At 66.5% G+C, this 23,110-nt stretch carries 23 protein-coding genes; 13 read left to right on the top strand and 10 right to left on the bottom strand.

Annotation, left to right across the window (positions count from 1 at the left end):
* Positions 1–1,662, bottom strand: coding sequence for an ABC transporter substrate-binding protein (locus tag DFO58_RS11810; RefSeq protein WP_120990982.1), 1,662 nt, complete (start codon positions 1,660–1,662; stop codon positions 1–3).
* 148 nt (positions 1,663–1,810) lie between these two features.
* Complete coding sequence (locus DFO58_RS11805; protein WP_047120120.1) at positions 1,811–2,419, bottom strand: NAD(P)H-binding protein; 609 nt, start codon at positions 2,417–2,419, stop codon at positions 1,811–1,813.
* Between the two features lie 138 nt (positions 2,420–2,557).
* Between DFO58_RS11805 and DFO58_RS11800 the strand changes: the two genes are divergently transcribed.
* From DFO58_RS11800 to DFO58_RS11790, 3 genes are all read left to right on the top strand, one after another.
* Positions 2,558–2,884 (top strand): helix-turn-helix domain-containing protein, encoded by a 327-nt coding sequence (locus DFO58_RS11800; RefSeq protein ID WP_353616384.1) that lies wholly within the window; start codon positions 2,558–2,560, stop codon positions 2,882–2,884.
* 143 nt (positions 2,885–3,027) lie between these two features.
* Complete coding sequence (locus DFO58_RS11795; RefSeq protein WP_120990977.1) at positions 3,028–4,068, top strand: MBL fold metallo-hydrolase; 1,041 nt, start codon at positions 3,028–3,030, stop codon at positions 4,066–4,068.
* Positions 4,065–5,402, top strand: a complete 1,338-nt coding sequence (locus tag DFO58_RS11790; RefSeq protein WP_120990975.1) for an MFS transporter — start codon at positions 4,065–4,067, stop codon at positions 5,400–5,402. Before DFO58_RS11795 ends, DFO58_RS11790 begins: the two co-directional genes overlap by 4 nt.
* 57 nt (positions 5,403–5,459) lie before the next feature.
* Here DFO58_RS11790 and DFO58_RS11785 read toward each other — a convergent pair whose 3' ends face one another.
* From DFO58_RS11785 to DFO58_RS11775, 3 genes are read right to left on the bottom strand one after another with little or no spacing between them, the layout of a single operon-like run.
* Entirely contained in the window at positions 5,460–6,389 is a 930-nt protein-coding gene (locus DFO58_RS11785) for a LysR substrate-binding domain-containing protein (RefSeq protein WP_120990974.1), read from the bottom strand.
* Position 6,390: 1 nt separating this feature from the next.
* The gene (locus DFO58_RS11780; protein ID WP_120990972.1) at positions 6,391–6,720 is read right to left on the bottom strand and encodes a DUF202 domain-containing protein; all 330 of its coding nucleotides are present in this window, start codon (positions 6,718–6,720) and stop codon (positions 6,391–6,393) included.
* Between the two features lie 4 nt (positions 6,721–6,724).
* Positions 6,725–7,102: a DUF202 domain-containing protein gene (locus tag DFO58_RS11775; RefSeq protein WP_053798801.1), complete on the bottom strand. Its 378-nt coding sequence runs from the start codon at positions 7,100–7,102 to the stop codon at positions 6,725–6,727.
* Positions 7,103–7,417: 315 nt separating this feature from the next.
* Between DFO58_RS11775 and DFO58_RS11770 the strand changes: the two genes are divergently transcribed.
* A complete protein-coding gene (locus DFO58_RS11770; protein WP_047120113.1) occupies positions 7,418–8,554 on the top strand; it encodes an acyl-CoA dehydrogenase family protein in 1,137 nt (378 codons plus the stop codon).
* An 18-nt stretch (positions 8,555–8,572) separates the two neighbouring features.
* Here the strand turns inward: DFO58_RS11770 and DFO58_RS11765 are convergent, their stop codons facing one another.
* Positions 8,573–9,280, bottom strand: a complete 708-nt coding sequence (locus DFO58_RS11765) for an NUDIX domain-containing protein (protein WP_047120112.1) — start codon at positions 9,278–9,280, stop codon at positions 8,573–8,575.
* A 198-nt stretch (positions 9,281–9,478) separates the two neighbouring features.
* On the opposite strand from DFO58_RS11765, the gene DFO58_RS11760 reads away from it, so the two are divergent.
* Entirely contained in the window at positions 9,479–9,883 is a 405-nt protein-coding gene (locus DFO58_RS11760) for a VOC family protein (RefSeq protein ID WP_053798798.1), read from the top strand.
* A gap of 9 nt (positions 9,884–9,892) precedes the next feature.
* On the opposite strand, the gene DFO58_RS11755 is transcribed toward DFO58_RS11760, so the two are convergent.
* A complete protein-coding gene (locus tag DFO58_RS11755) occupies positions 9,893–10,924 on the bottom strand; it encodes a putative sulfate exporter family transporter (protein ID WP_120990970.1) in 1,032 nt (343 codons plus the stop codon).
* A 71-nt stretch (positions 10,925–10,995) separates the two neighbouring features.
* Here DFO58_RS11755 and DFO58_RS11750 point away from each other — a divergent pair, with 71 nt between their 5' ends.
* Positions 10,996–11,919 (top strand): LysR substrate-binding domain-containing protein, encoded by a 924-nt coding sequence (locus DFO58_RS11750; protein WP_113606994.1) that lies wholly within the window; start codon positions 10,996–10,998, stop codon positions 11,917–11,919.
* 239 nt (positions 11,920–12,158) lie between these two features.
* Positions 12,159–13,541 (top strand): MFS transporter, encoded by a 1,383-nt coding sequence (locus tag DFO58_RS11745; protein WP_047120108.1) that lies wholly within the window; start codon positions 12,159–12,161, stop codon positions 13,539–13,541.
* A gap of 91 nt (positions 13,542–13,632) precedes the next feature.
* Here the strand turns inward: DFO58_RS11745 and DFO58_RS11740 are convergent, their stop codons facing one another.
* On the bottom strand, positions 13,633–14,565 hold the full coding sequence (locus DFO58_RS11740; RefSeq protein WP_053798795.1) for a LysR family transcriptional regulator: 933 nt from the start codon (positions 14,563–14,565) through the stop codon (positions 13,633–13,635).
* A 146-nt stretch (positions 14,566–14,711) separates the two neighbouring features.
* Between DFO58_RS11740 and mmsB the strand changes: the two genes are divergently transcribed.
* Together mmsB and DFO58_RS11730 are read left to right on the top strand one after the other, a co-directional pair.
* Positions 14,712–15,641 carry a 3-hydroxyisobutyrate dehydrogenase gene (gene mmsB, locus DFO58_RS11735; protein ID WP_053798794.1) on the top strand — a complete coding sequence of 310 codons (930 nt, stop codon included), beginning with the start codon at positions 14,712–14,714 and terminating at the stop codon, positions 15,639–15,641.
* Positions 15,628–16,386, top strand: coding sequence for a 3-hydroxybutyrate dehydrogenase (locus DFO58_RS11730; RefSeq protein ID WP_047120105.1), 759 nt, complete (start codon positions 15,628–15,630; stop codon positions 16,384–16,386). The genes mmsB and DFO58_RS11730 overlap by 14 nt, the downstream gene beginning before the upstream one ends.
* 84 nt (positions 16,387–16,470) lie before the next feature.
* Here the strand turns inward: DFO58_RS11730 and DFO58_RS11725 are convergent, their stop codons facing one another.
* Positions 16,471–17,805: an MFS transporter gene (locus DFO58_RS11725; protein WP_120990968.1), complete on the bottom strand. Its 1,335-nt coding sequence runs from the start codon at positions 17,803–17,805 to the stop codon at positions 16,471–16,473.
* Positions 17,806–17,962: 157 nt separating this feature from the next.
* On the opposite strand from DFO58_RS11725, the gene DFO58_RS11720 reads away from it, so the two are divergent.
* From DFO58_RS11720 to DFO58_RS11705, 4 genes are read left to right on the top strand one after another with little or no spacing between them, the layout of a single operon-like run.
* The gene (locus tag DFO58_RS11720) at positions 17,963–18,835 is read left to right on the top strand and encodes a shikimate dehydrogenase (RefSeq protein WP_120990966.1); all 873 of its coding nucleotides are present in this window, start codon (positions 17,963–17,965) and stop codon (positions 18,833–18,835) included.
* A complete protein-coding gene (locus tag DFO58_RS11715; protein ID WP_120990964.1) occupies positions 18,835–20,685 on the top strand; it encodes a sugar phosphate isomerase/epimerase and 4-hydroxyphenylpyruvate domain-containing protein in 1,851 nt (616 codons plus the stop codon). Before DFO58_RS11720 ends, DFO58_RS11715 begins: the two co-directional genes overlap by 1 nt.
* Positions 20,686–20,703: 18 nt before the next feature.
* The gene (locus DFO58_RS11710; protein WP_120990962.1) at positions 20,704–21,474 is read left to right on the top strand and encodes an IclR family transcriptional regulator C-terminal domain-containing protein; all 771 of its coding nucleotides are present in this window, start codon (positions 20,704–20,706) and stop codon (positions 21,472–21,474) included.
* Positions 21,475–21,515: 41 nt separating this feature from the next.
* A complete protein-coding gene (locus tag DFO58_RS11705; protein WP_053798788.1) occupies positions 21,516–21,959 on the top strand; it encodes a hotdog fold thioesterase in 444 nt (147 codons plus the stop codon).
* Between the two features lie 71 nt (positions 21,960–22,030).
* Here DFO58_RS11705 and DFO58_RS11700 read toward each other — a convergent pair whose 3' ends face one another.
* On the bottom strand, positions 22,031–23,035 hold the full coding sequence (locus DFO58_RS11700; protein ID WP_120990960.1) for an intradiol ring-cleavage dioxygenase: 1,005 nt from the start codon (positions 23,033–23,035) through the stop codon (positions 22,031–22,033).
* Positions 23,036–23,110 lie beyond the last annotated feature (75 nt).

The following is a 23,110-nucleotide window of genomic DNA, read 5'->3' as shown; positions in this document are numbered from 1 at the left end:
CTACTCGGCCAGGAACACGTCGGTGTAGACCGGGGATGACACCGAAGTGGTGGCTCCCATGTTCTTGACATGCGCACCGTACAAGAAGTGGTTCTGCTGGTCGTACAGCGGCAGCACGTAGTAGCCTTCCAGCACCATCTTCTGCGCCTGGGCGTAGAGGTCCGCGCGCTGCGCCTCGTCGTTGGTCTGCTCGGCGTCGGTCAGCAGCTTGTCCAGTGCAGCGTTCTTGACCTGGGCGTTGTTGGCGAAGTAGCCGGAGGGGGCCGGGACGGTGGAGTCGGAGTGGTAGAGGATGCGCAGCACGGACGGGCCGACCTTGGTGTACGGGGCGGAGACCAGGTCGTAGTTGTGCTCAGCCAGCGCGCCGTACCAGCTGGACAGGTCCAGCAGCTGAATCTTCACTTCGAAGCCCACGGCCTTCGCCGAGGCCTGGAACTGCTCGAAGAGCGACTGCTCGGCCGGGACCGACTGGTTGGTGGATACCGGGAAGACCACTGACAGGCGCTTGCCGTCCTTGGAGCGGTAGCCGGCCGAGTCGCGCTCGGTCCAGCCTGCCTCGTCGAGCAGGGAGTTGGCCTTGGCCGGATCCGTGGTGAACAGCGATTGCTCGGAGATGCCCAGTAGTTCCACGCTGGAGAGCAGCGAGTAGCTGCGCTTGGCGGTGTCGAAGAACAGCGAGGTGATGCCGGCGTTGACGTCCACCGAGCGGATGAACGCCTCGCGCACCTTGGCATCGTTGAACGGGGCCTTGGAGCTGTTCAGCTCGATGCGGTTGGAGGCGCCCGGACGCGGGGCGTCCAGATGGCCCAGCGGGCCGCCCTGCGCGGCGGTGGCGATGGTGTCAGGCTGGGCGTTGTCGATCACGTCGACCTCGCCGGAGGCCAGCGCCGCGTAGCGGGTGGCGGCTTCCGGGATGAAGCGCCAGGTGATGCCGTCTAGGTAGGCGGTGGGCTGCGTGCGGGAAGCATCGGCCACCGGCTGCACGTAGTCCTCGTTGCGCACCAGGTTCACCGCCTGCTGGTGCTCCCAGGACTCGACCTTGAACGGTCCGGTGCCCACCGGGGCGGCGCAGTTGGTGGCCTGGTCGCGCTCCAGCGCGGTGGGGGATTGGATGGCGGTCCACGGCATGGACAGCGACTCGAGCAGCGCGTTGTCCGGGGCGGAGAGCTTCAGCTCGGCGGTGCGCTCGTCGACGACCTTGATCTGGTCCACCTTGCCCACGGCCAGATAGCCGGTGGAGGAGGCGGTATCCGGGTCCTGCAGGTGCTCGATATTGGCCTTGATGGCCTCGGCGGTCAGCTTGGTGCCGTCGGTGAAGCTGATGCCCTCGCGCAGGGTGATGGTGCGGGTCAGCCCGTCCTCGGAGACCTCGGTGGATTCGGCCAGCCATGGGATGATCTTGCCTTCGGAGTCCTTGGTGAACAGGGACTCCAAGTATTGGCTGGCCACCAGGGCCTGCGGGTAGTTTCCGCCGACGTGAGGGTCCAGGCAGCTTGGCTCCGCGTCGCCGGAGGCGTAGACCAGGGTGCCGCCGGCCACCGGGGTGGCGTCCTGGGTGGACTCGGTTCCCGCTGTGGAGGAGCATCCGGCCAGGACGATCGATGCGATGCCGAGGGCCGCGGCGCTGGAGAGCAGGCGGCGGGCGCGCTGGTTTCTTTGCATGGGCTGAAACTTACCTCATTAAGTGGATGGGAGATGACCATCTACCACCCTAGCCACCCGGGCCTATCGGCGACACTTCTGGTGACGGGTGAACCGGCCAATGCGATCCAGTTCACACCCCGGGGCGGCAGGCGGTCGCGGCCGCGAACTACTTTTCGCTGGCCACGGTCATGCGGCGGTTAGCATGCGCCGGGGTCTCGATCTCGTCCAGGATCGCCACGGCGAAGTCCTGAGTGGAGACGAAGTCGCCGGCCGGCGAATCGGTGCCCAGGGTGTAGCTGCCGGTGCGGGAGCCCGGGGCGATAACCGGTGCCGGGGCGGCCACGGTCCAGGTGATGCCGGAGACCGAGGTGAACATGTCGTAGACCTCCGCGCAGGTCAGGGCCTCGGCCTTGTACTCTTCCGGGAAGCCGTCGGTGTCGACCAGACGCACGCCGTCGACCTCGGTCGCGCCGGCGCCGCCGACCACGATCAGCCGGGCGTCGGTCAGGGTCTCGGTGATTTCCTCGAAGGCGTCCAGGTAGTCCTGGTGGTCCCCGCCGGTGCGCGATGGCGGCACGGCAATGACGATGACGTCGTTTTCCTTGCCAAGCTGGCGGTAGGTCGAGGTGTTGCCAAGGTCGGCGGCCACGGCGGTGGCTCCGTCAACTTCCTTGCCCGAGCGGGTGACCGCGGTGAGCTCGTGGCCGCGGGTGGCGGCCTCGGCGATGATCTGGCTGCCGACCATGCCGGTGGCTCCGTAGACTGCGATCTTCATGGAGAGTCCTTTCGTTGCTGGTGAATTCAGCTCAATGGTATCTTTTGGATACTGGCTACTACAACGAAACTAGGTTTCCCCATGGAAAGCGACCGGGATTTCAATGTGTTCGTGCAGGGCTGCCCCTCGCGTGAAATCATGCAGCGACTGGGCGACAAGTGGACTCCGCTGGTGCTGCTCGCGCTCGCTGGAGGGCCGCAACGTTTCTCCGCGTTACGCCAACGCATCGGTTCGGTGACCCCCAAGGTGCTGACCAGCACGCTGCGCACCCTCGAGCGCGACGGCCTGCTGCTGCGCACCGTCACCGCCCAGGTGCCGGTGCGGGTGGACTACGAACTCAGTGACCTCGGCCGCAGCCTGCTGGGTCCCATGGAGACCATCCGGCTCTGGTCGCAGGAACATGTGCCCAGCGTCCTGCGCGCCCGCGAGGAGTTCGACCGCACCCGGGACGACGCCGCCTTCTAGCCCTGGATCGCCGGATTTTCGGGCCCGCAGCCCAATTCATAAGTAAAACTATGGTTCTTGGTAGATAAAAACAGTTTTACGAATGTAACCGTCCTCACGATGATTGAAAGAGTCAGCAGTCAGATCGTGAAAGGGCGAATCCCGTGTCCGAACATCTCTCCCCCCGCGTTGTCACCCTGGGGACCGCCGGCGGACCGCGCTGGTGGACCGGCGAGAACGCCGGACGCCGCTCGGGCATCGCCACCGCTGTGGTCGTCGGCTCCGCGGTATACCTGGTCGACGCGGGAACCGGCGTGGGCAGCCAGCTGATGAAGGCGGGGTTCACCCCCGGGGACCTACGCGGCATCTTCCTCACCCACCTGCACTCGGACCACACCATCGACCTGGCGTCGCTGGCGATCTTCGGCCTGTTCACCATGGCCCGCGACAAGCAGCCGGTGCGGATCATCGGCCCCGGCGACCGCGGCGAGCTTCCACCGGTCTCGCCGCGCGCCGTCGTGGCCCCGCAGCCGCTGTTCCCGGCAAACCCCACCCCCGGCACCGCGTCGATGTTCTCCGCGCTGATGCAGGCCTATGCCACGGACCTGAACGACCGCGTGATCGACGCCCTGCGTCCCTCGCCGCTGGACTACTTCCAGGCCAGCGACATCAAGATCCCTGCCGCCGGAGGATACCACCCGAACCAGAACCCGACCCCGCAGGACTTCGAGCCCTTCGAGATCTACCGGGACGAGCTGGTCACGGTGACCGCCACGCTGGTCGAGCACCCGCCGATCGCTCCGGCTTTCGCCTTCCGCTTTGACACGGCCGAAGGCTCGGTGACCATCTCCGGGGACACCGCGCCCTGCGAGAACCTGGTGCGGCTGGCCCGCGGCACCGACCTGCTGCTGCACGAAGCCATCGACTTCGACTGGGTCGAGCGCGCCTACGGCTCGCTGGGCACCGAGGAGGCCGAGGCCTCCATGGACCACCACCGCCGGTCCCACACCTCGGCGCTGCAGGCGATCGACATCGCCGAACGCGCCGGCGCGGCCACCCTCGCGCTGCACCACCTGGTTCCCGGAACCACCCCGGATTCGGTCTGGCATGCACACGCCGGCCAGTTCTCCGGCAGATTCCTCATCCCCAATGATCTGGACGTCATCTCCTTCGCCCGCAAGACCTCTGAAATGGCAGTAGCATGAGTAACACTGTGAAGCACGAGCAAGACCCGGGCCTGCGAGTTCCCAGCCTTTCGTCGCCTGAAATGCGGCGCATCCTGGCTTCGAGCTTTTTGGGCAGCGCCATCGAATTCTACGATTTCATCTTGTATGCCACCGCGGCGTCGCTGGTGTTCAACAAGATCTTCTTCACCAACCTCACCCCGGGCGTCGCGATCTTCGCCTCCTTCGCCACGCTGGCCGTGGGCTACCTGGCCCGCCCGCTGGGCGGCATCGTGTTCGGCCACTTCGGCGACAAGATCGGCCGCAAGGGCGTGCTGATCACCTCGATGGCCATGATGGGCGGCGCTTCGACCCTCATCGGCCTGCTTCCTCCCACCGCGCAGGTGGGCATGCTCGCCCCCATCGCGCTGATCATCCTGCGTGTGGTGCAAGGCCTGGCGGTCGGCGGCGAATGGGGCGGAGCGATGCTCATGGCCCTGGAGCACGCGCCGAAGGAGCGCCGCGGCTTCGCGGCGAGCTTCGCCAACATGGGCGGCCCGGCCGGCGCGGTCCTGGCCACCCTGGCTGTCTCCGCGGTCTCGCTGCTGCCCAACGAGCAGTTCCTGGCCTGGGGCTGGCGCATTCCGTTCATCCTGAGCATCGCGCTGGTCGGCATCGGCCTGGTCATCCGCTTGAAGGTCACTGAGTCCCCGCTGTTCCTGTCCCTGGAGCAGAAGGCCGAGGAGCGTAAGACCCCGATCCGCGAAGTGCTCACCCGATACCCGAAGTCCGTCGTCCGCGGCACCTTGGTGGGCATGAGCTCCTACACCGTGCAGGGCCTGATGACCGTCTGGGCCATCTCCTTCGTGGTCGACGACCTGGGCATGGACCGCACCAGCGTGCTGAACATCAAGGCGATTGGCGCCGCGCTGACCGTGGTGGGCATCTGGTTCGCCGCCCGCTACTCGGACAAGTATGGCCGCCGCCCGGTCATGATGGTCGGCATCCTGGCCGGTGCGCTGCTGGCCCTGCCGATCATGTTCATGCTGGAACTGGGGCAGCTGTGGATCTTCGCCATTGCCCTGTTCATCGCCAACGGCATTATCCAGGCCAGCATCTTCGGACCCTTCGGCGCATTCACCGCCGAGCTGTTCCCGACCCGCATCCGCTACACCGGAGCCTCGCTGGTCTACCAGCTCTCCTCCACCGTGGGCGCCGGCTTCACCCCGATGATCGTGGCGGGCCTGGTGCTGGTCGCCAGCGGCAAGCTGTGGCTGGTCGGCGTGGTCTGGGCCGCGACATTCATCATCGCCGCGCTGGCCATGCGTGGCATGAAGGAAGGCAAGGACGCCGACCTGGAAGCGCAGGACATCTAGGGGCGCGGCGCCCCGTCAAGGGACATCGCCGCCAGCACCCCGAATCAGCCGGGTCGTTCAGGAATTCTCCTGGGCGGCCCGGCTGTCGCGTTCGGCGCCGACCTGTTCGCAGAAATCCAGGAATGCCCGAAGCCGCAGGCTGGGGCGCTTGGTCGCGGTGTAGGCCACGCAGATGTCGCTGTAGCCCACCGGTCCGTCGATCTCCAGCATCGCCAGCGGCAGCCCGTCGTAGCTCACGTTCACCGGCGGGCGCTGCACCAGCACGGTGTAGCCCAGCCCGCGGGCCACCATGCCGCGCACCGCCTCGAAGCTCTGCGAGCTCCAGCGGATCTTCGGATCCAAGCCAGATAAACGCAGGTTCACCAGCTGGTTGTCGCGCACCGTGGGCAGATCCAGGGAGACGAAGTCGTCCTCGGCCAGTTCGGCCAGCTTCACCGAACCGCGCTCGGCGAAGCGATGCGAGGCGGCGACCAGCACGTAGGGGCGCCCGGACATCACCACCCGGTGCTCCACGTCCTCCAGCAGGTGCCGGGTGTGGGTCAGCACGACATCCAGGTGCCCCTGCAGCATGCGTTGCTGCAGCTGCGCGGCATCGCCCTCGATGATCTTCACCTGCAGCCCCGGGTTGGGTGCGGTGAAGCACTCGCAGATCACCGGGATCCAGAAGGCGGCCAGCGAGGAATAGCAGCCGATGACCAACGGGCCGGCGAGCGCCGACTGGCGCTCCATGATCTGGCCCTGGATCTCCTCGGCATGGCGCACCAGCGAGCGGGCATCGTGCAGGAACTCGGTGCCCACCGCGGTGAGCACCACGCCGCGGGCCCGGCTGCGCACCAGCAGCTGGCTGCCGACCACGCGTTCCAGATCAGCCATGGACTGGCTCATCGCGGCTTGGGAGATGTGGCAGGCCACGGCCGCCGCGGACAGCGAGCCGGCCTCGGCGACCGCGACGAAGTACTGCAGCTGGCGCAGGGTGTAGTTGACCATCTCAGAGCCCCGCCGCCACCAGCACGATGGCGCTGCCGCCCAGGGCGAGCATCGCGCCGGTCATCACCAGCACCGCCACCACGTCCGCGTGGATGCGTTCGTTCTGCACGCCGTGGGCCATCCTCGAATAGCGGCGGCGCTGCGAGAGGTAGATGCCGCCGGCGGCGCAGACCGCGATGCCCACCAGGACCAGCACCCCGGTGCCGTAGTGCGGAGCCCAGCGTAGGAACACGCCGCTGACCACGAGGAATGACACCAGCGTGCGCGCCCAGGCCATGACGGTGCGTTCGGGCTGCAGGCCCGGGTCGGTGACCGGGAAATCCTGTTTCATTCCGCTACTTTCCCACCAGGACCATGGCGAGGGCGGCAATGGCCCCGGCAATCGCGCCCAGGCTGAGCAGCGGCACGATGGCGGGCAGCGGCAGCGGCTTCCCGGTGCGCATGCTGCGTTCGACCCGGACCCAGCGCACACCGGCGCCCAGGGCGATGAGCATGCCCACCCCGATGACGAAAAACGCCAGCACGGTGCGCACCGGCCCCGGGAACGCCCCGGCGGTGAACGCCTCCAGGGCGATGCCTCCGGCCAGGAATGCCAGCGAGGTGCGGATCCAGGCCAAAAAGGTGCGTTCGTTGGCCAGCGTGAACCGCGGATCGGGCTCGCTGCCTTCGGGCAACAGCGTCCGGGCGAGTTTGCTGCGGTCATTCTGGGTCATGGGCATCCTTGCGCGCGGCGGCCTCCGACCGGAAAACGCCGGTGCTGGCCGCGGAAAATCTTCAGATCCGACCCCGTGCCGACACTGGCCGCCGCGGGGTTTACTGCTCTTCCAAGACTACGTCCAAAACCCCTTCGAAATCATGTTTGCGACGGCTTGCCGGGCCGTGGAATTCCGCGGAATTCCCGTGTGTTCGGCGGTGCGCGAAACCGTGGGCGCCAGCCCGCGCCGAGAACCCGAATCGGTGTAGTGTGAGTCACATATGTAGCCTCGGGCGTCCACACCGATGACGCCTGCTTGAGTCAGGAGCCAAACATGCTCGAACTTACTGAAGACCAGAAGGCGCTCGCGGAAATGGTCCGCGATTTCGCCACCACCCGGATCGCCCCGAATGCACTGGACTGGGATGAGCGCCAGCATTTCCCCGTCGACGTGCTGGCCGAAGCAGGCCAGCTGGGCATGGGCGGAATCTACGCCGGCGAGGAGTTCGGCGGTTCGGCGTTGACCCGCAGCGACGCGATCTTGGTGTTCGAGGAACTGGCCAAGGCCTGCCCGACGATTTCAGCGTACATTTCCATCCACAACATGGTGGTGTGGATGATCGACAGTTTTGGAACCACCGAGCAGCGCGCCCACTGGTTGCCCGAGATGACCACCATGCAGAACCTTGGCTCCTATTGCCTGACCGAACCCGGGATCGGTTCGGACGCCGCGGCGCTGACCACCCGCGCGCGCCGGGACGGGGATGAGTACGTGCTCAGCGGGGTCAAGCAGTTCATTTCAGGAGCCGGCACCTCGGCGCTCTACATCGTCATGGCGCGCACCGAGGACACCGGCTCGCGCGGCATCAGCGCCTTCCTGGTTCCGGGGGACAGCGCAGGGCTGAGCTTCGGCCCGAACGAGAAGAAGATGGGCTGGAAGGCGCAGCCCACCCGGCAGGTCATCATGGACGGCGTGCGCATCCCGGCCGGCAACCTGCTCGGCGCCGAAGGCCAGGGATTCTCCATGGCCATGCAGGCGCTGAACGGCGGACGGCTGAATATCGCTGCCTGTTCGCTGGGCGGCGGGCAGCATGCGCTGGAGCAGTCCGCGGCATACCTCAAGGAACGCCAGGCTTTCGGCGGGCCGCTGACCCGCCAGGAGGCGCTGGTCTTCAAGCTGGCCGAGATGGACATGGGGCTGGAAGCCGCCAGGTCGCTGCTGCGCAGGGCCGCCGCCGCGCTGGACGCGAAGGCGCCTGACCGGGTCAGGCTGTGCGCCATGGCCAAGAAGGTCGCCACGGATGCAGGTTTCGAGGCCGCGAACAGCGCCATCCAGCTGCACGGCGGCTACGGCTACCTCAGCGACTACGGTCTGGAGAAGATCGTCCGCGACCTGCGGGTGCACCAGATTCTGGAAGGCACCAACGAGATCATGTCGCTGATCGTGGGCCGCGGCCTGGTCGACAAGTAGCTGCCGGGCGCCCGCGGCTCAGTCGTGCCGCGGGCGCAGCTCGACATCGAGAACCGGGGTGGAGGTATTGGTGTCCTTCCCGGTGGGATGCACCGGGATGATCTCCCGGTCGAAACTCCGCAACGCAGCGATGGACCCCAGCTCCATGGCATCCAGCAAGGTGCGCTGGGTGGGGCGCATCATCTTGATTTCCTTGCGCTCCAGCGCCGCGAACAGCGCTTCGGGATGGATCCAATTGGAGATCGCCGCTTCGGAGGTCTGGTGGCGTGGTTCCTGGTCCTCGCGCAGCACCGCGATGAAGAAGTAGGTATCGAAGCGCTTGGGATAGCCCACCGGGGTGACCCAGTTCGCCCAGGGAAGCAGCTGTTCGGGATCCAGCAGCAGACCGGTTTCCTCGAATACCTCGCGGCGGGCGGCCGCCAGCATTTCCCCGGCGTGGAAGGAGGCCTGCTGCTCACCCTCGTCCCAGACGGTGGAGTGCTTCCAGCGCTGAGCCTGTTCGGCGAGCAGCCGCGCATCGAGGGCTCCGCTGCGCACCAGCTGAGCGTCCTGCGCGTCGACCCGGCCTCCGGGGTAGACGACCATACCCGCGGCAAAGTCCATGGTGCTGACCCGGTGCTGGATGAACACCTCGAACCCGGTGTCCGCTGCGCGTAGCAACAGCACGCTGGCGGCGCGTCGGATGGGAACTTCTACGGCTGGATCTAAAATGGGCTTCGTCGTCATGAACCCCAGTATGTCCTGTATTTGCCGTGCTGAGCCAACGGTATGCACGTTCAGGCGTCATCGAGCCCGGCTATCGCTGCAGGATTCCTTGCCAGTACGCTGCTGCCTGCATAGAGTGTGACGCACGCCGGGGCCTCTGCGTTCCCGGCGTACCTCGGGGCCTCGGTGGCCTGACGTCTGCTGAAAGAAGGAACTCGCGTGAAGGGTCCGCAGCTCTATGTCCTTTTCCCCGGTACGGCGCGGGAAGCCTTGAATTTCTATGCGGGGGTGTTCGGCGGCGAGCTGACCCTGTACTCCTATGCGGAGTTCAACCGGAGCGACGGGCCGCCCACGGCGATCGCCCATGGAATGCTCAGCGGGAACGTGACGCTGGGTGCGGCCGATGCGGCGCCGGACGAGAACCCGGTGCAGATCCAGGGCGCCATGCTCTCCTTGCTGGGCGCGGCGGAACCACCCGTGCTGCACGGGTGGTTCGAGGCGCTGGCCGAGGGAGGCCGGGTCCTCGACCCGCTGGCCGCCAAGCCCTGGGGCGCCTGCGACGGCCAGGTCCTCGACCGCTTCGGCCTGACATGGCTGATCGGCTACGAACAACCATCCCAGTGAGCGGCGGGACTACTGCGGCGGGAAGGCGAGGGTTCCGAGCACCGAAACAACCGTGATGACTATCGTGGCCAGCAGTCCCAGCAGCAACGACTTGCCGCCGGTTTTCACGATACTGCGCAGGTGGACTCCGAGCCCCAAAGCGAACATGGCTGACGAGAGCAGCAGGGTCTGCAGCATCTGGCCCGCGTCAAGGGCCCAGACGGGAACAATTCCGCTGCTGCGCAGCAGCATCGCCGCGATGAATCCGAGCACGAACAGCGGCACCAGCGGCGGGTTCTTGCCGCCGGTTACCGCGTGGCGGCGGCGCATGAACATGCCCACGCCGGCGATGATCGGCGCCAGAAGCACCACGCGGGCGAGCTTGACGGTCACCGCCACCTCGAGGGCGGCCGCTCCCACCGACCCGCCGGCCGCCACGACGTGCGCGACCTCGTGGGTCGAGGCGCCCACCAGCATGCTGATGCTGCGCTCATCCATTTGCAGCAGCGCGCCGAGCGCAGGCATGGCAGGGATCATGAGGGTTCCGAAGAGCACCACCAGTCCGACGGCCGTGGCGACTTCGCTCTGCTTGGCCCGCACCACGTTCTCTGCCCCAGCCACCGCGGCCGCGCCGCAGATGGAGAACCCGGCGGCGATCAGCAGCCGTTGCGGCAGATCCATGCCCAGCCGGGAGCCGATCCATAAGGTGGCGAAGAAGGTCACTCCGACGGAGAGGAAAACCACCAGCAGCACCCCGGGGCCCAGCCCCAGGATGGTACCCAGGGACAGCTGCAGACCGAGCAGGACGATGCCCAGGCGCAGCAGCTTTTTGCCGGAGACGGCGATGCCCGGTTCCAGGGCCGTGGGAACCGGAACGATGTTTCGCCACAGCGCGCCGAGCACGATGGCCAGCAGCAGTGCGCTGACTCCGTCGAGGAATCGGCTGATGACCATGCACAGGGCCCCGGCCAACAGGCAGACCGCCAGTCCGGGGAACAGGGTGCGCAGCGTTGCGCGGGTTGATGTCGGGGAAGATGTCTGTGTCTGGTCTGTCGATTGCATGTTTTCAGTCTTCTCCCGTCACGGTTTCGGCGGTATTCGTCCCGTGGCTATTGGAGGCATATGCTCTTGATATGGATCAAGACCCGTCATCACTGAACAGCATTGCGCACTGGATCCAGTTCTCCTCGCTTTCCCTGCTGGTCGGCATCGCCGACCACGGCAGCCTCAGCGCCGGAGCCCGGGCAGCCGGCATCGCCCAACCGAATGCCTCGCGCGCCTTGAAAACCCTCGAACGCCGGCTCGGATACCAGCTGGTGGATCGCAAGACCACGGGGTCGACTCTGACTCCGGAAGGCGTGCTCACCGTCCAGTGGGCGCGCGAAGTGCTCGAATGCCTGCAGACCTTCGCCGCCGGCGCGCGGTCCCTGGCAGACCCGGGCCAGAGCGAGCTGGATTTCGGGGCCAGCATGACCGTGGCGGAGTACCTGGCGCCCAGCTGGATCGGGGCGCTGCACCGCAAGATGCCGTTGGTGAAGCCGAGGATGCGGATCATGAACTCGCAGGACGTGATCCAGTCGGTCCGGGAGGGCGAGCTGGAATTCGGTTTCGTCGAGACGCCGCACATCCCCATGGGGCTCAGAAGTCAGCAGGTCTACAGCGACGAAATGCTGATCGTCACCGCGCCGGACCACCCGTGGGCGCAACGAGGCGGCGCACTGACCCTGCACGAGCTGCAGAACACCGCGTTGATCGAACGGGAAGCGGGTTCCGGGACCCGGGCCTTCCTCGACTACATTTCCCATGCCGACCGCCCCAAGCCGCTGGCCGAGTTCAACAGCAACGCCACCATCTGCCAATGCGCGGCCGCCGGCATGGGCCCGGCGGTGCTCAGCCAGCTGGCCGTGGAAAGCCAGCTGAAGCTCGGGACGCTGGTGGAGATCCCCTTCGACGGCCCGGCGCTGGTCCGCGAGCTGCGGGCGATCTGGTCGGTGGACCACGTCCCCGGCGCCGCCGAGCAGGCGCTGCTGGAAATCGCCGCGGAATCCGCGTCCTAACCCTCCAAGAGGGAGGCTGACCTCGGATAACCTCGGCCGCAGCCGCTGTTCGATGGAAGCAAGCCCGTGCAGTGACGGGCGCATGCTGCGTGGTCCGCTGTGCAACAATGCACGCTTGGTGTGCGCAATCGGCCCCTCGAACAAGACTGGTAAACCTTTCAAAGCAGTGTGAGCTGCGACATACTCGGGTGCTACGGGACGGGTCCAATGGGGGACCTGCGGCATCGGAAGGATTGGCAGTGGCATCGGAAATTTCTGATAAAACCGAACGCAAGGGGCTGCGACGGGTCGTCGCGGCATCGATGGCGGGCACTATCGTCGAGTGGTACGAATTCTTCCTCTACGCGACCGCGGCCACCTTGGTGTTCAACAAGGTCTTCTTCCCCGACTCGGGCAACGACCTGGACAACATCATCAAGGCATTCCTCACCTATGCGGTGGGATTCATCGCCCGGCCGATCGGCGGCATCGTCTTCGGCCACTTCGGCGACAAGTACGGTCGCAAGCACCTGCTCCAGGTGGCCATCATCCTGGTCGGCGTGACCACGTTCCTCATGGGCTGCCTGCCCACCTACGACATGATCGGCTACGCGGCCCCGATCCTGTTGATCGTCCTGCGCTTCCTGCAGGGCTTCGCCGTCGGCGGCGAGTGGGGCGGCGCCGTGCTCCTGGTGGCCGAGCACGCGCCCAACCGCGAGCGAGGATTCTGGGCTTCTTGGCCGCAGGCAGCGGTGCCGATCGGCAACCTGCTGGCGACCATTGTGCTGCTGGTGCTGTCCTTCACCCTCAGCGACGAGGCATTCCTCGCATGGGGCTGGCGCGTGGGTTTCTGGCTCTCTGTAGTGATCGTGGGCGTTGGCTACTACATCCGCACGAAGGTCTCCGACGCGCCGATCTTCCACGAGGCCAAGGCCGAAATGGAAGCCAATGCCGCGGCAGGCTACGGCGTGGCCGAAGTGTTCAAGCGCTACCCACGCGGGGTGTTCACCGCCATGGGCCTGCGCTTCGCGGAAAACATCCTCTATTACATGGTGGTGACCTTCTCCATCACCTACATGAGCGTGCAGCTGGACATGCAGACCTCCAACATCCTCACCCTGATGCTGCTGGCCCACGTCTTCCACGCCATCGTGGTTCCGCTGGTTGGACGCTTCACCGATACCCTGGGCCGCCGCCCGGTCTACGCCGCCGGCGCCGGATTGATGATCGTTTGGGCTGTGGTCGCCTTCCCGATGTTCAACACCCGCAACGACGCGATCATCCTGCTGGCCATCGTTGCAGGACTCGCAGTGCACGCGCTGATGTACGCGGGGCAGCCGGCGATCATGGCTGAGATGTTCCCGACCCGCATGCGCTACTCCGGGGTGTCGCTCGGCTACCAGGTCACCTCCATCGTCGCCGGGTCGATGGCTCCGATCATCGCGGCGGCCCTGCTGCGGGCGTCCGGAAGCTGGGTGCCGGTAGCCGGATACATCGTCTTCGCCGCGCTGGTGACGCTGGTTGCCGTCTACTTCCTTCGTGAATCCAAGGGAGTGGACCTCGGCGACATCGACGAGCAGGACCGCATCAGCAACGGCCTGTCCACCGAGGTGCTGGACTCCGAAAGCAAGCTGACGCGCTAGCTGCCAAGCCGCTACTGCCAGAGTGCCGCATCCCGCACCGGGGAGCGGCACTCTGGCAGTTAAACGGCACCGGCCCGGTTGTGGTGTCCCTTCAGGAATTGGCCGCGGAGGACACCGGGGCGAAGGGCGCCAAATGCCAGTCCCCGCGCTCGGCGGCCTCGTGCAGCGCCGTGGCGGTCAGCTGCACCGCCGGATTGCGCAGCGCTTCCTCACGCCCGACCAGCCAGTATTCCGATTCGTAGGTGAACTGGTCGTGGAGCACCGGAACCAGTGCCTCGTAGTGCCGGCTGAGGAATGTCGGCAGCAGGCCGATGCCGCCATGGCCCATGGTCGCCGAGTACTGCACCGCGATGCTGTTGGACGAGATGGCTCGGCGCATGGGCGGCAGCCCGCTGGTGGCATCGTCGAGCTTGTCCACCGTCAGCGCGGTGTCGATGTAGTAGTTCAGCGCATGCTCGCGCAGGTCTTCCAGTTTCCCGGGGGTCCCATGCAGGTCCAGGTACCTTTTAGTGGCGTAGAGCCGCAGCTCGTATTTCAGCAGCAGATGGGAGACCGCGCGTCGCACCTGGGGCTGGCCGATGACGATTTCCAGGTCCATGCCGGTGCGGCCCTGGCGTGCCCGCGTGGTTTCCGAGACCAGGTCGAACAGTAGCTGCGGGTGGATCTCGTGCAGCTTCGCGAGGGTCGGCGCGGCCAGATGGGCGCTGAAGGCGTCCGGTGCGGCGACGCGCACGTGGCCGGTCACCTGTCCAGGCTCGTCGGCGGAGCCGATGGCGGCGACGGCCCGTTCGATGGCCTCGGCCGAGGCCATGGCGCGCCGCCCGAGGTCGGTCAGTTCCCACCCCTGCGCCGAGCGGGTCAGCAGCCGTCCGCCCATGGCCTGCTGCAGCGAGGCGATGCGCCGGGAAATCGTGGAGTGGTTCACCCCGAGCACGTTGGCGGCCGCCGTGTACCTGCCCAGCCGGGCGACGGTCAGGAAGGCGATCAGGGACTCGAGATGGTGGTAATCGATGGGACGCTGCATGCTCCCAGTGTGCGCCAGCGCACAGCGGTGTTGCAATTTTCTCGGGTCTTTGTGCATTGAGGAAGTGATGTGGCGCACCTACGCTGGCCATATCCGGGATTACCCGAAGTATCAAGCACCTGTCGGCGCGTGGAAGGAACAGCACAATGAGCGTATATGCATGGATCGGACTGGGGAACATGGGCGGACCCATGTCGGCGAACCTGGTCGCCGCCGGGCACGAGGTGCGCGGCGTCGACCTGAACGAGCAGGCCCGCGCCGCGGCGGCGGGAGCCGGTGTGCTCCTCGTCGATTCCGTGGCCAAGGCACTGGAGGGGGCGGATGCGGTGATCACCATGCTGCCCAAGGGCCAGCACGTCCGCGCGGTTTACGAGGGCCCCGAAGGCATCTGGGCCCATGCCACCGACTCGATGATGCTGCTTGACTGTTCCACCGTGGACATCGAGACCTCCCGCTACATCCACGAGCAATCCGCGGCCCGCGGCCTGAAGTTCGTCGACGCCCCGGTTTCCGGAGGCATCTCGGGAGCGGCGGCCGGATCTCTGGCCATCATGCTGGGCGGGGCGCCGGAACTCATGGAACGGGCCAGCGAACTGGTGGCGCCGATGTCAGCGCGAGCCATCGTCGCCGGCGGCCCGTCCATGGGCATCGCGGCGAAGATCTGCAACAACATGATGCTGTTCATCGACCTCATGGCCAGCGCCGAGGGATCGCAGCTGGCCGAGAAGCTGGGGCTCGATCCGCAAGTGTTCTGGGAGATCGTGTCGGTATCCTCAGGCCGTTCGTGGGCGCAGCAGACCTGGTACCCGGTTCCCGGCATCGTCGAGACCGCCGCGGCGAACAACAACTTTGACGCGACCTTCCGCGTGGACCTGGCGCGCAAGGACGTAGGGCTGGCGCTGGATGCGGGAACCACGTCAGGCATCTCGCTTCCCGCCGCGGAACTGGTCAGCAAGCACTTCGACGAGCTGATCTCCGAAGGACTGGAAGACAAGGACTGCTCGCTGATCGTTAAGAACCTGGTGCCCGGCGGGCAGGTGCGCGGCTACGGAGCGGCAGAGCATGCAAGCCGGTGACACCCGGCGCACCGTGCGCCGGGCGGTAGTCACCGGCGGCGCGGGAGGCATCGGGCTGGCCTGCGCCCGCGAGCTCTCTGCCCAGGGAGTCCGCGTCGTGGTGGCGGACCTGGACGAGCAGGCGGCGCGGAATGCGGCGGCCGAGGTCGGAGGGGAAGCCTGGGTGGTGGACCTGTCCGACACCTCGGGGCTGGAGGAGCTGTCCCTCGATGCCGACATCCTGGTCAACAATGCCGGGGTGCAGCGGGTGGGACCGATCCATGAATACCAACCCGATCATTGGCGCCTGATCCACCGATTGATGCTCGAAGCGCCGTTCCTGCTGATCCGCGCGGCGCTGCCGGGGATGTATGAGCGGGGGTTCGGGCGCATCATCAACATCTCCTCCGCCCATGGCCTGCGCGCCAGCGCGTTCAAGAGCGCCTACGTGTCGGCCAAGCACGGACTGGAGGGCCTGTCGAAGGCGACCGCGCTGGAAGGAGCGGAGCGCGGGGTGACGAGCAACTGCATCAATCCCGGATATGTGCGCACCCCGCTGGTCGAAGCGCAGATCGCCGACCAGGCGAGGGCCCACGGCATCGACGAATCCGAAGTGATGGAAAAGATCATGCTGACCGAGATGGCGGTCAAGCGGCTCATCGAGCCGGAGGAAGTCGCTTCGCTGGCCGGTTGGCTTGCGGGGGACAGTGCTGCGATGGCCACCGGAGCCAGCTACGCCATCGACGGAGGCTGGACGGCGCAATAGCCATTGAACCCGCCGCGGCAAACAGCGGGCAGGTGCCGGGAATGGACTTCCCGGCGCCTGCCCGCTGTCGTTTCTCGGCCGTATTTATGCCTTTGCTACGTGGTGCCCCAGCTGGCTGGTCGGCACGCGGTAGGTTTCGCGGGCGGTCAGCGCGGAGATCGAGGCGATCAGGGCGATGGCCGCGGTGAACAGGCTGATCTGCACCCAGCCGCCGGGCTGCAGTCCGCCCAGGGCGGCGACGATGGACGGGGCGAAGCCAGCCATCAGGAAGCCCAGCTGGGTGCCGATGGCCAGGCCGGAGAAGCGCACCTGGGAGGAGAACATCTCCGCGTAGAAGCTCGGCCACACGGCGTTGGCCGCCGCGTAGGCGCAGGAGAAGACCAGCAGCGAGAGCCCGAACTGCAGCAGCGTGTTGCTGGTTTCCATGGATCGCAGGTAGAAGGGCATGACCGCGGCGGAAGCCAGCGCGCCGTAGATGAAGACCGGTTTGCGGCCGATCTTGTCGGCCAGCATGCCGAAGAGCGGCTGGGTGAGCAGCGCTCCGATATTGCCTGCCACGACCAGCCACAGGGTGATGGACTCGTCCATGTTGCCAATGGTCTTGCCGTAGGAGATGGCCAGGGTTCCATACACGGTGGACACCGCGGCGATGAACGCGCACAGCACCACGCGCAGCACGTCCTTCCAATGGAAGCGCAGCAGCACCGCCAGCGGCAGCTTGGCGATCTCGTTGTTCTTCTTGGCCTTCTCGAATTCAGGGGTCTCATGCAGCGAGCGGCGGATGAAGAAGGTGACCACAACAACCACGGCGGACAGCCAAAACGGGATGCGCCAGCCGATGCCGAACTTGATCTCGTCCGGCAGTGCCACTACCGGAATGAAGATCAAGGCCGCCAGGATCTGGCCGCCCTGGGTGCCGGTCAGGGTCCAGGAGGTGAAGAAGCTGCGCCGGTGATCCGGGGCGTGCTCCAGGGACATGGAGGAGGCTCCGGCCTGCTCGCCGGCGGCGGACAGGCCCTGCATCAGGCGGGCGACCACCAGCAGGATCGGGGCCAGCCAGCCGACCTGGTCGAAGGTGGGCAGGCAGCCGATGGCGAAGGTCGAGGCTCCCATGAGCACCAGGGTGAACATCAAGACCTTCTGGCGCCCGATCCGGTCGCCGAAGTGGCCCAGGATGATCGCGCCGATGGGGCGGGCGATGTAGGCGAAGCCGAAGGTCGCCAAGGACATGACCGCGGCGTTGGTGTCGGCGTCGGGGAAGAAGATGTGCGGGAAGATCAGGGCTGCGGCGGAGCCGAAGATGAAGAAGTCGTAGTATTCGACGGCGCTGCCCATGAAGCTGGCCAGCGCGGCCTTGACCGGCGTGCGCTGCCCGGCTCCGTCGTCTTCAGATGCCGACGGCTTCGGTGTCGTGGTCATCGGGTTACTCCCTAGATGGTGGCGATGTTCTGGCCTCATTCCTTCAAATGTTCGCTATGCGACCACTTGTTCGGAATGTGTTCATTGGTTTAGAGTAGATGCAAATCACATACGAAGCAATACCTGTTGCATCGATGACTGAATGCGAGGACCTGCGATGAGTACAACTACCGAATCCTATTTGGTGGGCTTGATCGGCGACGGGGTGATGCCGTCGCTGACTCCCGGGATGCACGAGCGGGAGGCTGATGCGCAGGGCCTGCGCTACCTGTACCGTCCCATCGACCTCACCGTGCTGGAGCGCCCGGGCAGCGATGTGGGTGCTCTATTAAAGGCCGGTGAGCAGCTCGGATTCAATGCCTTCAACATCACCCATCCGTGCAAGCAGCTGGTCCTGGAGCACCTTGATGAGATCTCCCAGAACGCGCGGGACATCGGCGCGGTGAATACGGTGGTCATCCGCGACGGGAAGTTCCACGGCTACAACACCGACGCCTCAGGATTCGGCCGCGGCTTCGCCGAAGGGCTGCCCGGAGCCAACCAGCAACAGGTCCTGCAGCTGGGAGCCGGCGGCGCCGGATCCGCCGTGGCCTACGCGCTGCTGGCGTCCGGAACCGAGCAGCTGTTCCTGGTGGACCCGGACGCGCAGCGCGCTGGGCAGCGGGCCGCGGAATTGAACCGGCTTTTCCCTGAAGCCACGGTCACCGCGGCGTCCCCTGACCAGGTTCCCGAGCTGCTGCCTGCGGCGGACGGGCTGCTGAACGCCACCCCGATCGGCATGCACCACCACCCGGGCCTGCCGCTGGATTTGGCCGGGCTCGAATCCCGCCACTGGGTAGCCGACTGCATCTACCGCCCGGTCGACACCGAACTGATCCTCGCAGCCCGCGACCGCGGCTGCCGGGTGCTTGACGGCGGGCACATGGCGGTGGGCCAGGCCGTGGACGCCTTCGAGATCTTCACCGGCATCAAGCCCGATGCCGCGCGCATGCGCGCACACCTGCTGGAGATGCTGGAGGCGGGCCTGTAATGCGCACCTCCATTGCCACCGTGTGCCTCTCGGGCACGCTGGAAGAGAAGATGCTCGCCTGCGCCAAGGCCGGATTCGACGGCATCGAGATCTTCGAGCAGGACCTTCTGGTCAGCCCGATGTCCCCGGAGGAGGTCCGGGCGCTGGCCGCGCGACTGGGGCTCACCTTGGACCTGTTCCAGCCCTTCCGCGACTTCGAAGGCGTCGAGCCGCAGCTGCTGCAGGCGAATCTGCACCGGGCGGAGGCGAAGTTCAAGCTCATGGCGCGCCTGGGCATGGACGTGATGCTACTGTGCTCAAATGTCGGCACCGCCACGATCAACGACGACGAGCTGTTCGTCTCCCAGATCCGCCAGCTCGCGGACCTGGCCGCCGGATACGGGATCCGCATCGCCTACGAGGCGCTGGCCTGGGGCACATACGTGAACACCTACCAGCACTCCTGGGAGATCGCCCGCCGGGTGGACCGCGAGAACGTGGGCATCTGCCTGGACAGCTTCCACATCCTCTCGCGCGGGGACGACCCCGAGGCGATCGCGCAGATCCCGGGGGAGAAGATCTTCTTCGTGCAGCTGGCCGACGCCCCGGTGCTGTCCATGGACATCCTGTCCTGGTCGCGGCACTACCGGGTGTTCCCGGGGCAGGGCGGATTCAAGCTGGAGGAGTTCCTCGGCGCCATCGCCCGCTCGGGCTATGCCGGCATCATTTCGCTGGAAATCTTCAACGACGTCTTCCGCCAGTCGAATGTCGAGCGCACCGCGGTGGACGGGCTGCGCTCGCTGAACCTGTTGCAGTCCCAAACCGCCGCGCTGCTCGATGCGCAGGGCATCGGCTCCGCTCTTGCACTGCAGGCGCTGCCCGGCGGGCAGAAGGCCAACGGTTTCGACTTCACCGAAATCCGCACCGAGGACCCCGAACCGGTGGCCCGGCTGCTGGCCCAGCTGGGCTTCGAATTCCGCGGCCAGCACCGGCGCAAGCCGGTGCAGCTGTTCAGCGCCGGCGGGGCGCGGATCATCATCAACTCGCAGCGCAGCCGCGGGGTCACCGCCGCGGTGTCAGGCTTCGGGGTGCAGGTCCCGGACCCCGCCGCGGCCGGCGAGCGCGCCGTGCAGCTGCTGGCCCGCCCGGTCCCGCGCCAGCACCTGCGCAACGAGGCGGACCTGCCCGGCTTCAACGCCCCGGACAACACCGAGGTCTTCTTCGGAGCCACCGGGGACGCCGGGGGCTGGGAAGCCGAATTCGGGGTCCACGAGTCCGGAGCCGCGGCGGGGCACCCCGCGCTGATCCAGTGCATCGACCACCTGAACCTCGCCCAGCCTTGGCAGTCATTCGACGAATCCGTGCTGTTCTACACCAGCGTGCTGAACCTCCAGGCGCTGCCCGGCACCGAGGTTCCCAGCCCCATGGGGCTGGTCCGCTCGCAGGTGCTCGCCACCGGGGACAATGCGGTCAGGTTGGCGCTGAACATCGTTCCGCACGGGCTGGAAGAGGCCATCGACAGGAACCACGAGTACCCCGAGCACATCGCGGTGCGCACTGGGGACATCATCACCCTGGCCCGCAACGCGGTGGCCGACGGCATGGAATTCCTGCACATCCCGGCCAACTACTACGAGGACCTCGCCGCGCGCTTCGACCTGGAGCCGCAGCTGCTCCAGACTTTGCAGGAGCTGAACCTGCTGTACGACCGGGACGAGCACGGGGAGTTCCTGCATTTCTACACCGAGACCATTGGAAACATGTTCTTTGAAGTAGTTGAGCGCCGCGATGGTTACGATGGGTACGGGGCGCCCAATGCCCCGATCCGGCTGGCCGCGCAATTCGAGCGCAACCGCTGGAGCAGACACTAGCCACGGGGAGAATCGACTGTGACGCAGCGGCCGGACTACTTTGTTAAATCCACGGAGAAGACCCTGGCCGTCCTGCTCGCCTTCAACGGCGGAAACCCGGAGATGACCGTCAGCCAGGTCGCCGCCGCCACCGAACAGACCCGCGCCTCCGCCCGCCGCTTCCTGCTGACCCTCACCGACCTGGGCTACCTGGAAGCCAACGGGGCGAACTTCCGCCTGACCCCGCGCGTGCTGGACCTGGGAGCCTCCTACCTTTCCGGGCTGACGCTGCCCAAGGCCGCCACCTTGCACCTGGAAAGCCTGGCCCGCGAGCTGGAGGAAAGTGCCGCACTGTGCGTCTTGGAAGGCCAGGACATCCTGTACATCGAGCGGGTGTCCTCGCCGCGGCTGTATTCGATGAACGTGTCCATCGGCAACCGGCTTCCTGCCTGGGTCACCTCCATGGGCCGTGTGCTGATCGCCGAGCTGGGCGACGCAGAGCAGAAGGAGTTCCTGACGCAGATCGACCTGCAGCGCTACACCGAGCACACCGTGGCGAACCTGGAGCAGCTGCGCGCGGAGCTGGCCCGGGTGAAGGAGCAGGGCTGGTCGCTGGTGAACCAGGAACTGGACGAGGGCCTGCGCGGGCTGGCCGTGCCGGTGTACCGGGGAGACCAGCTGCTGGGCGCGCTGAACATTTCGGTGCAGCGCGGGCGCGCGGACCTGCAGAGCATCACCGAGCAGCTGGTGCCGCGCCTGCGCCGGGCCGCGCAGGACATCGCCGACGACTTCGGGGGACGGCTGGCCTGACAAGCCGCCCGGTTGCGCCGCGACGGCGTAGGCTGTCCTGCATGAGCACAGGTAAGGCGGCCGTGGCGCCGCACGAGCACCCGGCATTCGCCAACGACAAGTCCGCCCAGTGGCTGGGCGCCGAGGTGCTGCGCGCTGACTACGGCGACGTGGTGATCAAGATGCGGCTGCGCGATGACATGCTCAACGGCTACGGCATCGCGCAGGGTGGCATGATCGTCGCCTTCGCGGATACCGCCTTCGCCCTGGTCTGCAACGACCCCCACAGCGATGCAAGCACCATCACCGTGGCCTCCGGGGTGGACGTGAACTTCATGAATCCGGGATTCTCCGGGGATACCATCACCGCCACCGCCAAGCTGGTGGGCCATGCCGGGCGCATCGGGCTGTTCGACATCGAGGTCACCCGCGACAACCAGGACGGCAACACCACTCACCTGATCCATATGCGCGGGCGTTCGCGCACCATCCCCAACCGCAGCTAGGTCCGGGCGATCGCCTGCCCAACCCGGAGTCCGACAGGGCCCTGCGCCCGAGCCATTGCGGCCCTTGGCCGCTACGAGCCGGCCGGCGCTGAAGCAGTCGGGGCGGTGCCAGGTTGCTGCCCATCGGGCAGTGCAGGAGGACGCCCGGTAGGCATGCCTCCTGGGGCCCCTCCGCCGCCTGGGGCCCCTGCGCCGCCTGGAGCACCGCCGCCTCCCGGGGCTCCTCCGCCGGTAGCCTCGGTGTTCGTATCCACATTGACCGTGAGGCGCACGGTGTAGCCGGCGCTTATATCTCCGGTGACGGTCGCCAGCTGGGTGGCCCCCGAATCATCGCCGAAGACATTGTCCGAGTCCAGACTCACGCCCTGCAGGTTCTTCACCGACTGCTCGTAGCCGGTGGTGGCGTACACCGCGGTACAGGTTTCCTGCGGCAAGGCGACCTGCGAGGTGGCGATCGCCGTGGTGTGGTCGGTAATCGACCCGGTATCCGGGTACACCTCGAAGTGGATGTGCGGCCAGCGCCCGGCATAACATGCAGGGAAGATGCTGGTGTAGCGCACCAGACCCTCGGCATCGGCCACCTGGACCCCGCGCAGGTAGTTCTCATTTTCCAGACCGCTGGAGTACATGGAGTATTCCCCGGACCGGTCGCAGTGCCACACGTACACGGCCACACCCTCGAAGGGCTGGTTGTTGTTGGCCATGTCCACGATCTTCAGTTCAAGGGTCATCGGGATGCCCTCAGCCGTGGTGGTGCTGGTGCCAAAGCTGGAGCGGATGTCGCTGCGGACGATTCCGCTTTGCTCCAGCACATCGGGCCCATTGGACCCGTCGCCCGGGTACGGGCCGGCGGTCTCGTCAGGGATCTCTGCGGCGGTGGACGGGGAAGGGGAACCCTGGGTGCCGGTGGGGGAACAGGCCGCCAGGGCGAACGCGAGCGTGCCCACTCCCATCCCGGCCAGGACCTTGCGCCGCTCGATCAGGGTGCCGACGTCGAAGGACAGACCCTGGTCCTCAAGATCTTCTTCGGGCCGGGGCAACTGTCGGTGTCCGAACCAGCGTGGTGGGGGATTCATAGCGCGCTCCTTGAAGCAGGTGACATGGGATTGATTGCCGTGTTCACTACCGTAGACGCACGGATCATGGCCCAT

The organism is Arthrobacter sp. AG1021, assembly GCF_003633665.1.
Taxonomy (GTDB): domain Bacteria; phylum Actinomycetota; class Actinomycetes; order Actinomycetales; family Micrococcaceae; genus Glutamicibacter; species Glutamicibacter soli.
Note: the sequence above shows the minus strand (reverse complement) of the source record. Positions and strands in the feature narration are given on the sequence as shown.

Coding starts and splice junctions, on each gene's coding strand:
- DFO58_RS11810 (WP_120990982.1), bottom strand. CDS start 1,662: ATGCAAAGAAACCAGCGCGCCCGCCGCCTGCTCTCCAGCGCCGCGGCC.
- DFO58_RS11805 (WP_047120120.1), bottom strand. CDS start 2,419: ATGAAGATCGCAGTCTACGGAGCCACCGGCATGGTCGGCAGCCAGATC.
- DFO58_RS11800 (WP_353616384.1), top strand. CDS start 2,558: ATGCAGCGACTGGGCGACAAGTGGACTCCGCTGGTGCTGCTCGCGCTC.
- DFO58_RS11790 (WP_120990975.1), top strand. CDS start 4,065: ATGAGTAACACTGTGAAGCACGAGCAAGACCCGGGCCTGCGAGTTCCC.
- DFO58_RS11785 (WP_120990974.1), bottom strand. CDS start 6,389: ATGGTCAACTACACCCTGCGCCAGCTGCAGTACTTCGTCGCGGTCGCC.
- DFO58_RS11780 (WP_120990972.1), bottom strand. CDS start 6,720: ATGAAACAGGATTTCCCGGTCACCGACCCGGGCCTGCAGCCCGAACGC.
- DFO58_RS11775 (WP_053798801.1), bottom strand. CDS start 7,102: ATGACCCAGAATGACCGCAGCAAACTCGCCCGGACGCTGTTGCCCGAA.
- DFO58_RS11770 (WP_047120113.1), top strand. CDS start 7,418: ATGCTCGAACTTACTGAAGACCAGAAGGCGCTCGCGGAAATGGTCCGC.
- DFO58_RS11765 (WP_047120112.1), bottom strand. CDS start 9,280: ATGACGACGAAGCCCATTTTAGATCCAGCCGTAGAAGTTCCCATCCGA.
- DFO58_RS11755 (WP_120990970.1), bottom strand. CDS start 10,924: ATGCAATCGACAGACCAGACACAGACATCTTCCCCGACATCAACCCGC.
- DFO58_RS11750 (WP_113606994.1), top strand. CDS start 10,996: ATGGATCAAGACCCGTCATCACTGAACAGCATTGCGCACTGGATCCAG.
- DFO58_RS11740 (WP_053798795.1), bottom strand. CDS start 14,565: ATGCAGCGTCCCATCGATTACCACCATCTCGAGTCCCTGATCGCCTTC.
- mmsB (WP_053798794.1), top strand. CDS start 14,712: ATGAGCGTATATGCATGGATCGGACTGGGGAACATGGGCGGACCCATG.
- DFO58_RS11730 (WP_047120105.1), top strand. CDS start 15,628: ATGCAAGCCGGTGACACCCGGCGCACCGTGCGCCGGGCGGTAGTCACC.
- DFO58_RS11725 (WP_120990968.1), bottom strand. CDS start 17,805: ATGACCACGACACCGAAGCCGTCGGCATCTGAAGACGACGGAGCCGGG.
- DFO58_RS11720 (WP_120990966.1), top strand. CDS start 17,963: ATGAGTACAACTACCGAATCCTATTTGGTGGGCTTGATCGGCGACGGG.
- DFO58_RS11715 (WP_120990964.1), top strand. CDS start 18,835: ATGCGCACCTCCATTGCCACCGTGTGCCTCTCGGGCACGCTGGAAGAG.
- DFO58_RS11705 (WP_053798788.1), top strand. CDS start 21,516: ATGAGCACAGGTAAGGCGGCCGTGGCGCCGCACGAGCACCCGGCATTC.
- DFO58_RS11700 (WP_120990960.1), bottom strand. CDS start 23,035: ATGAATCCCCCACCACGCTGGTTCGGACACCGACAGTTGCCCCGGCCC.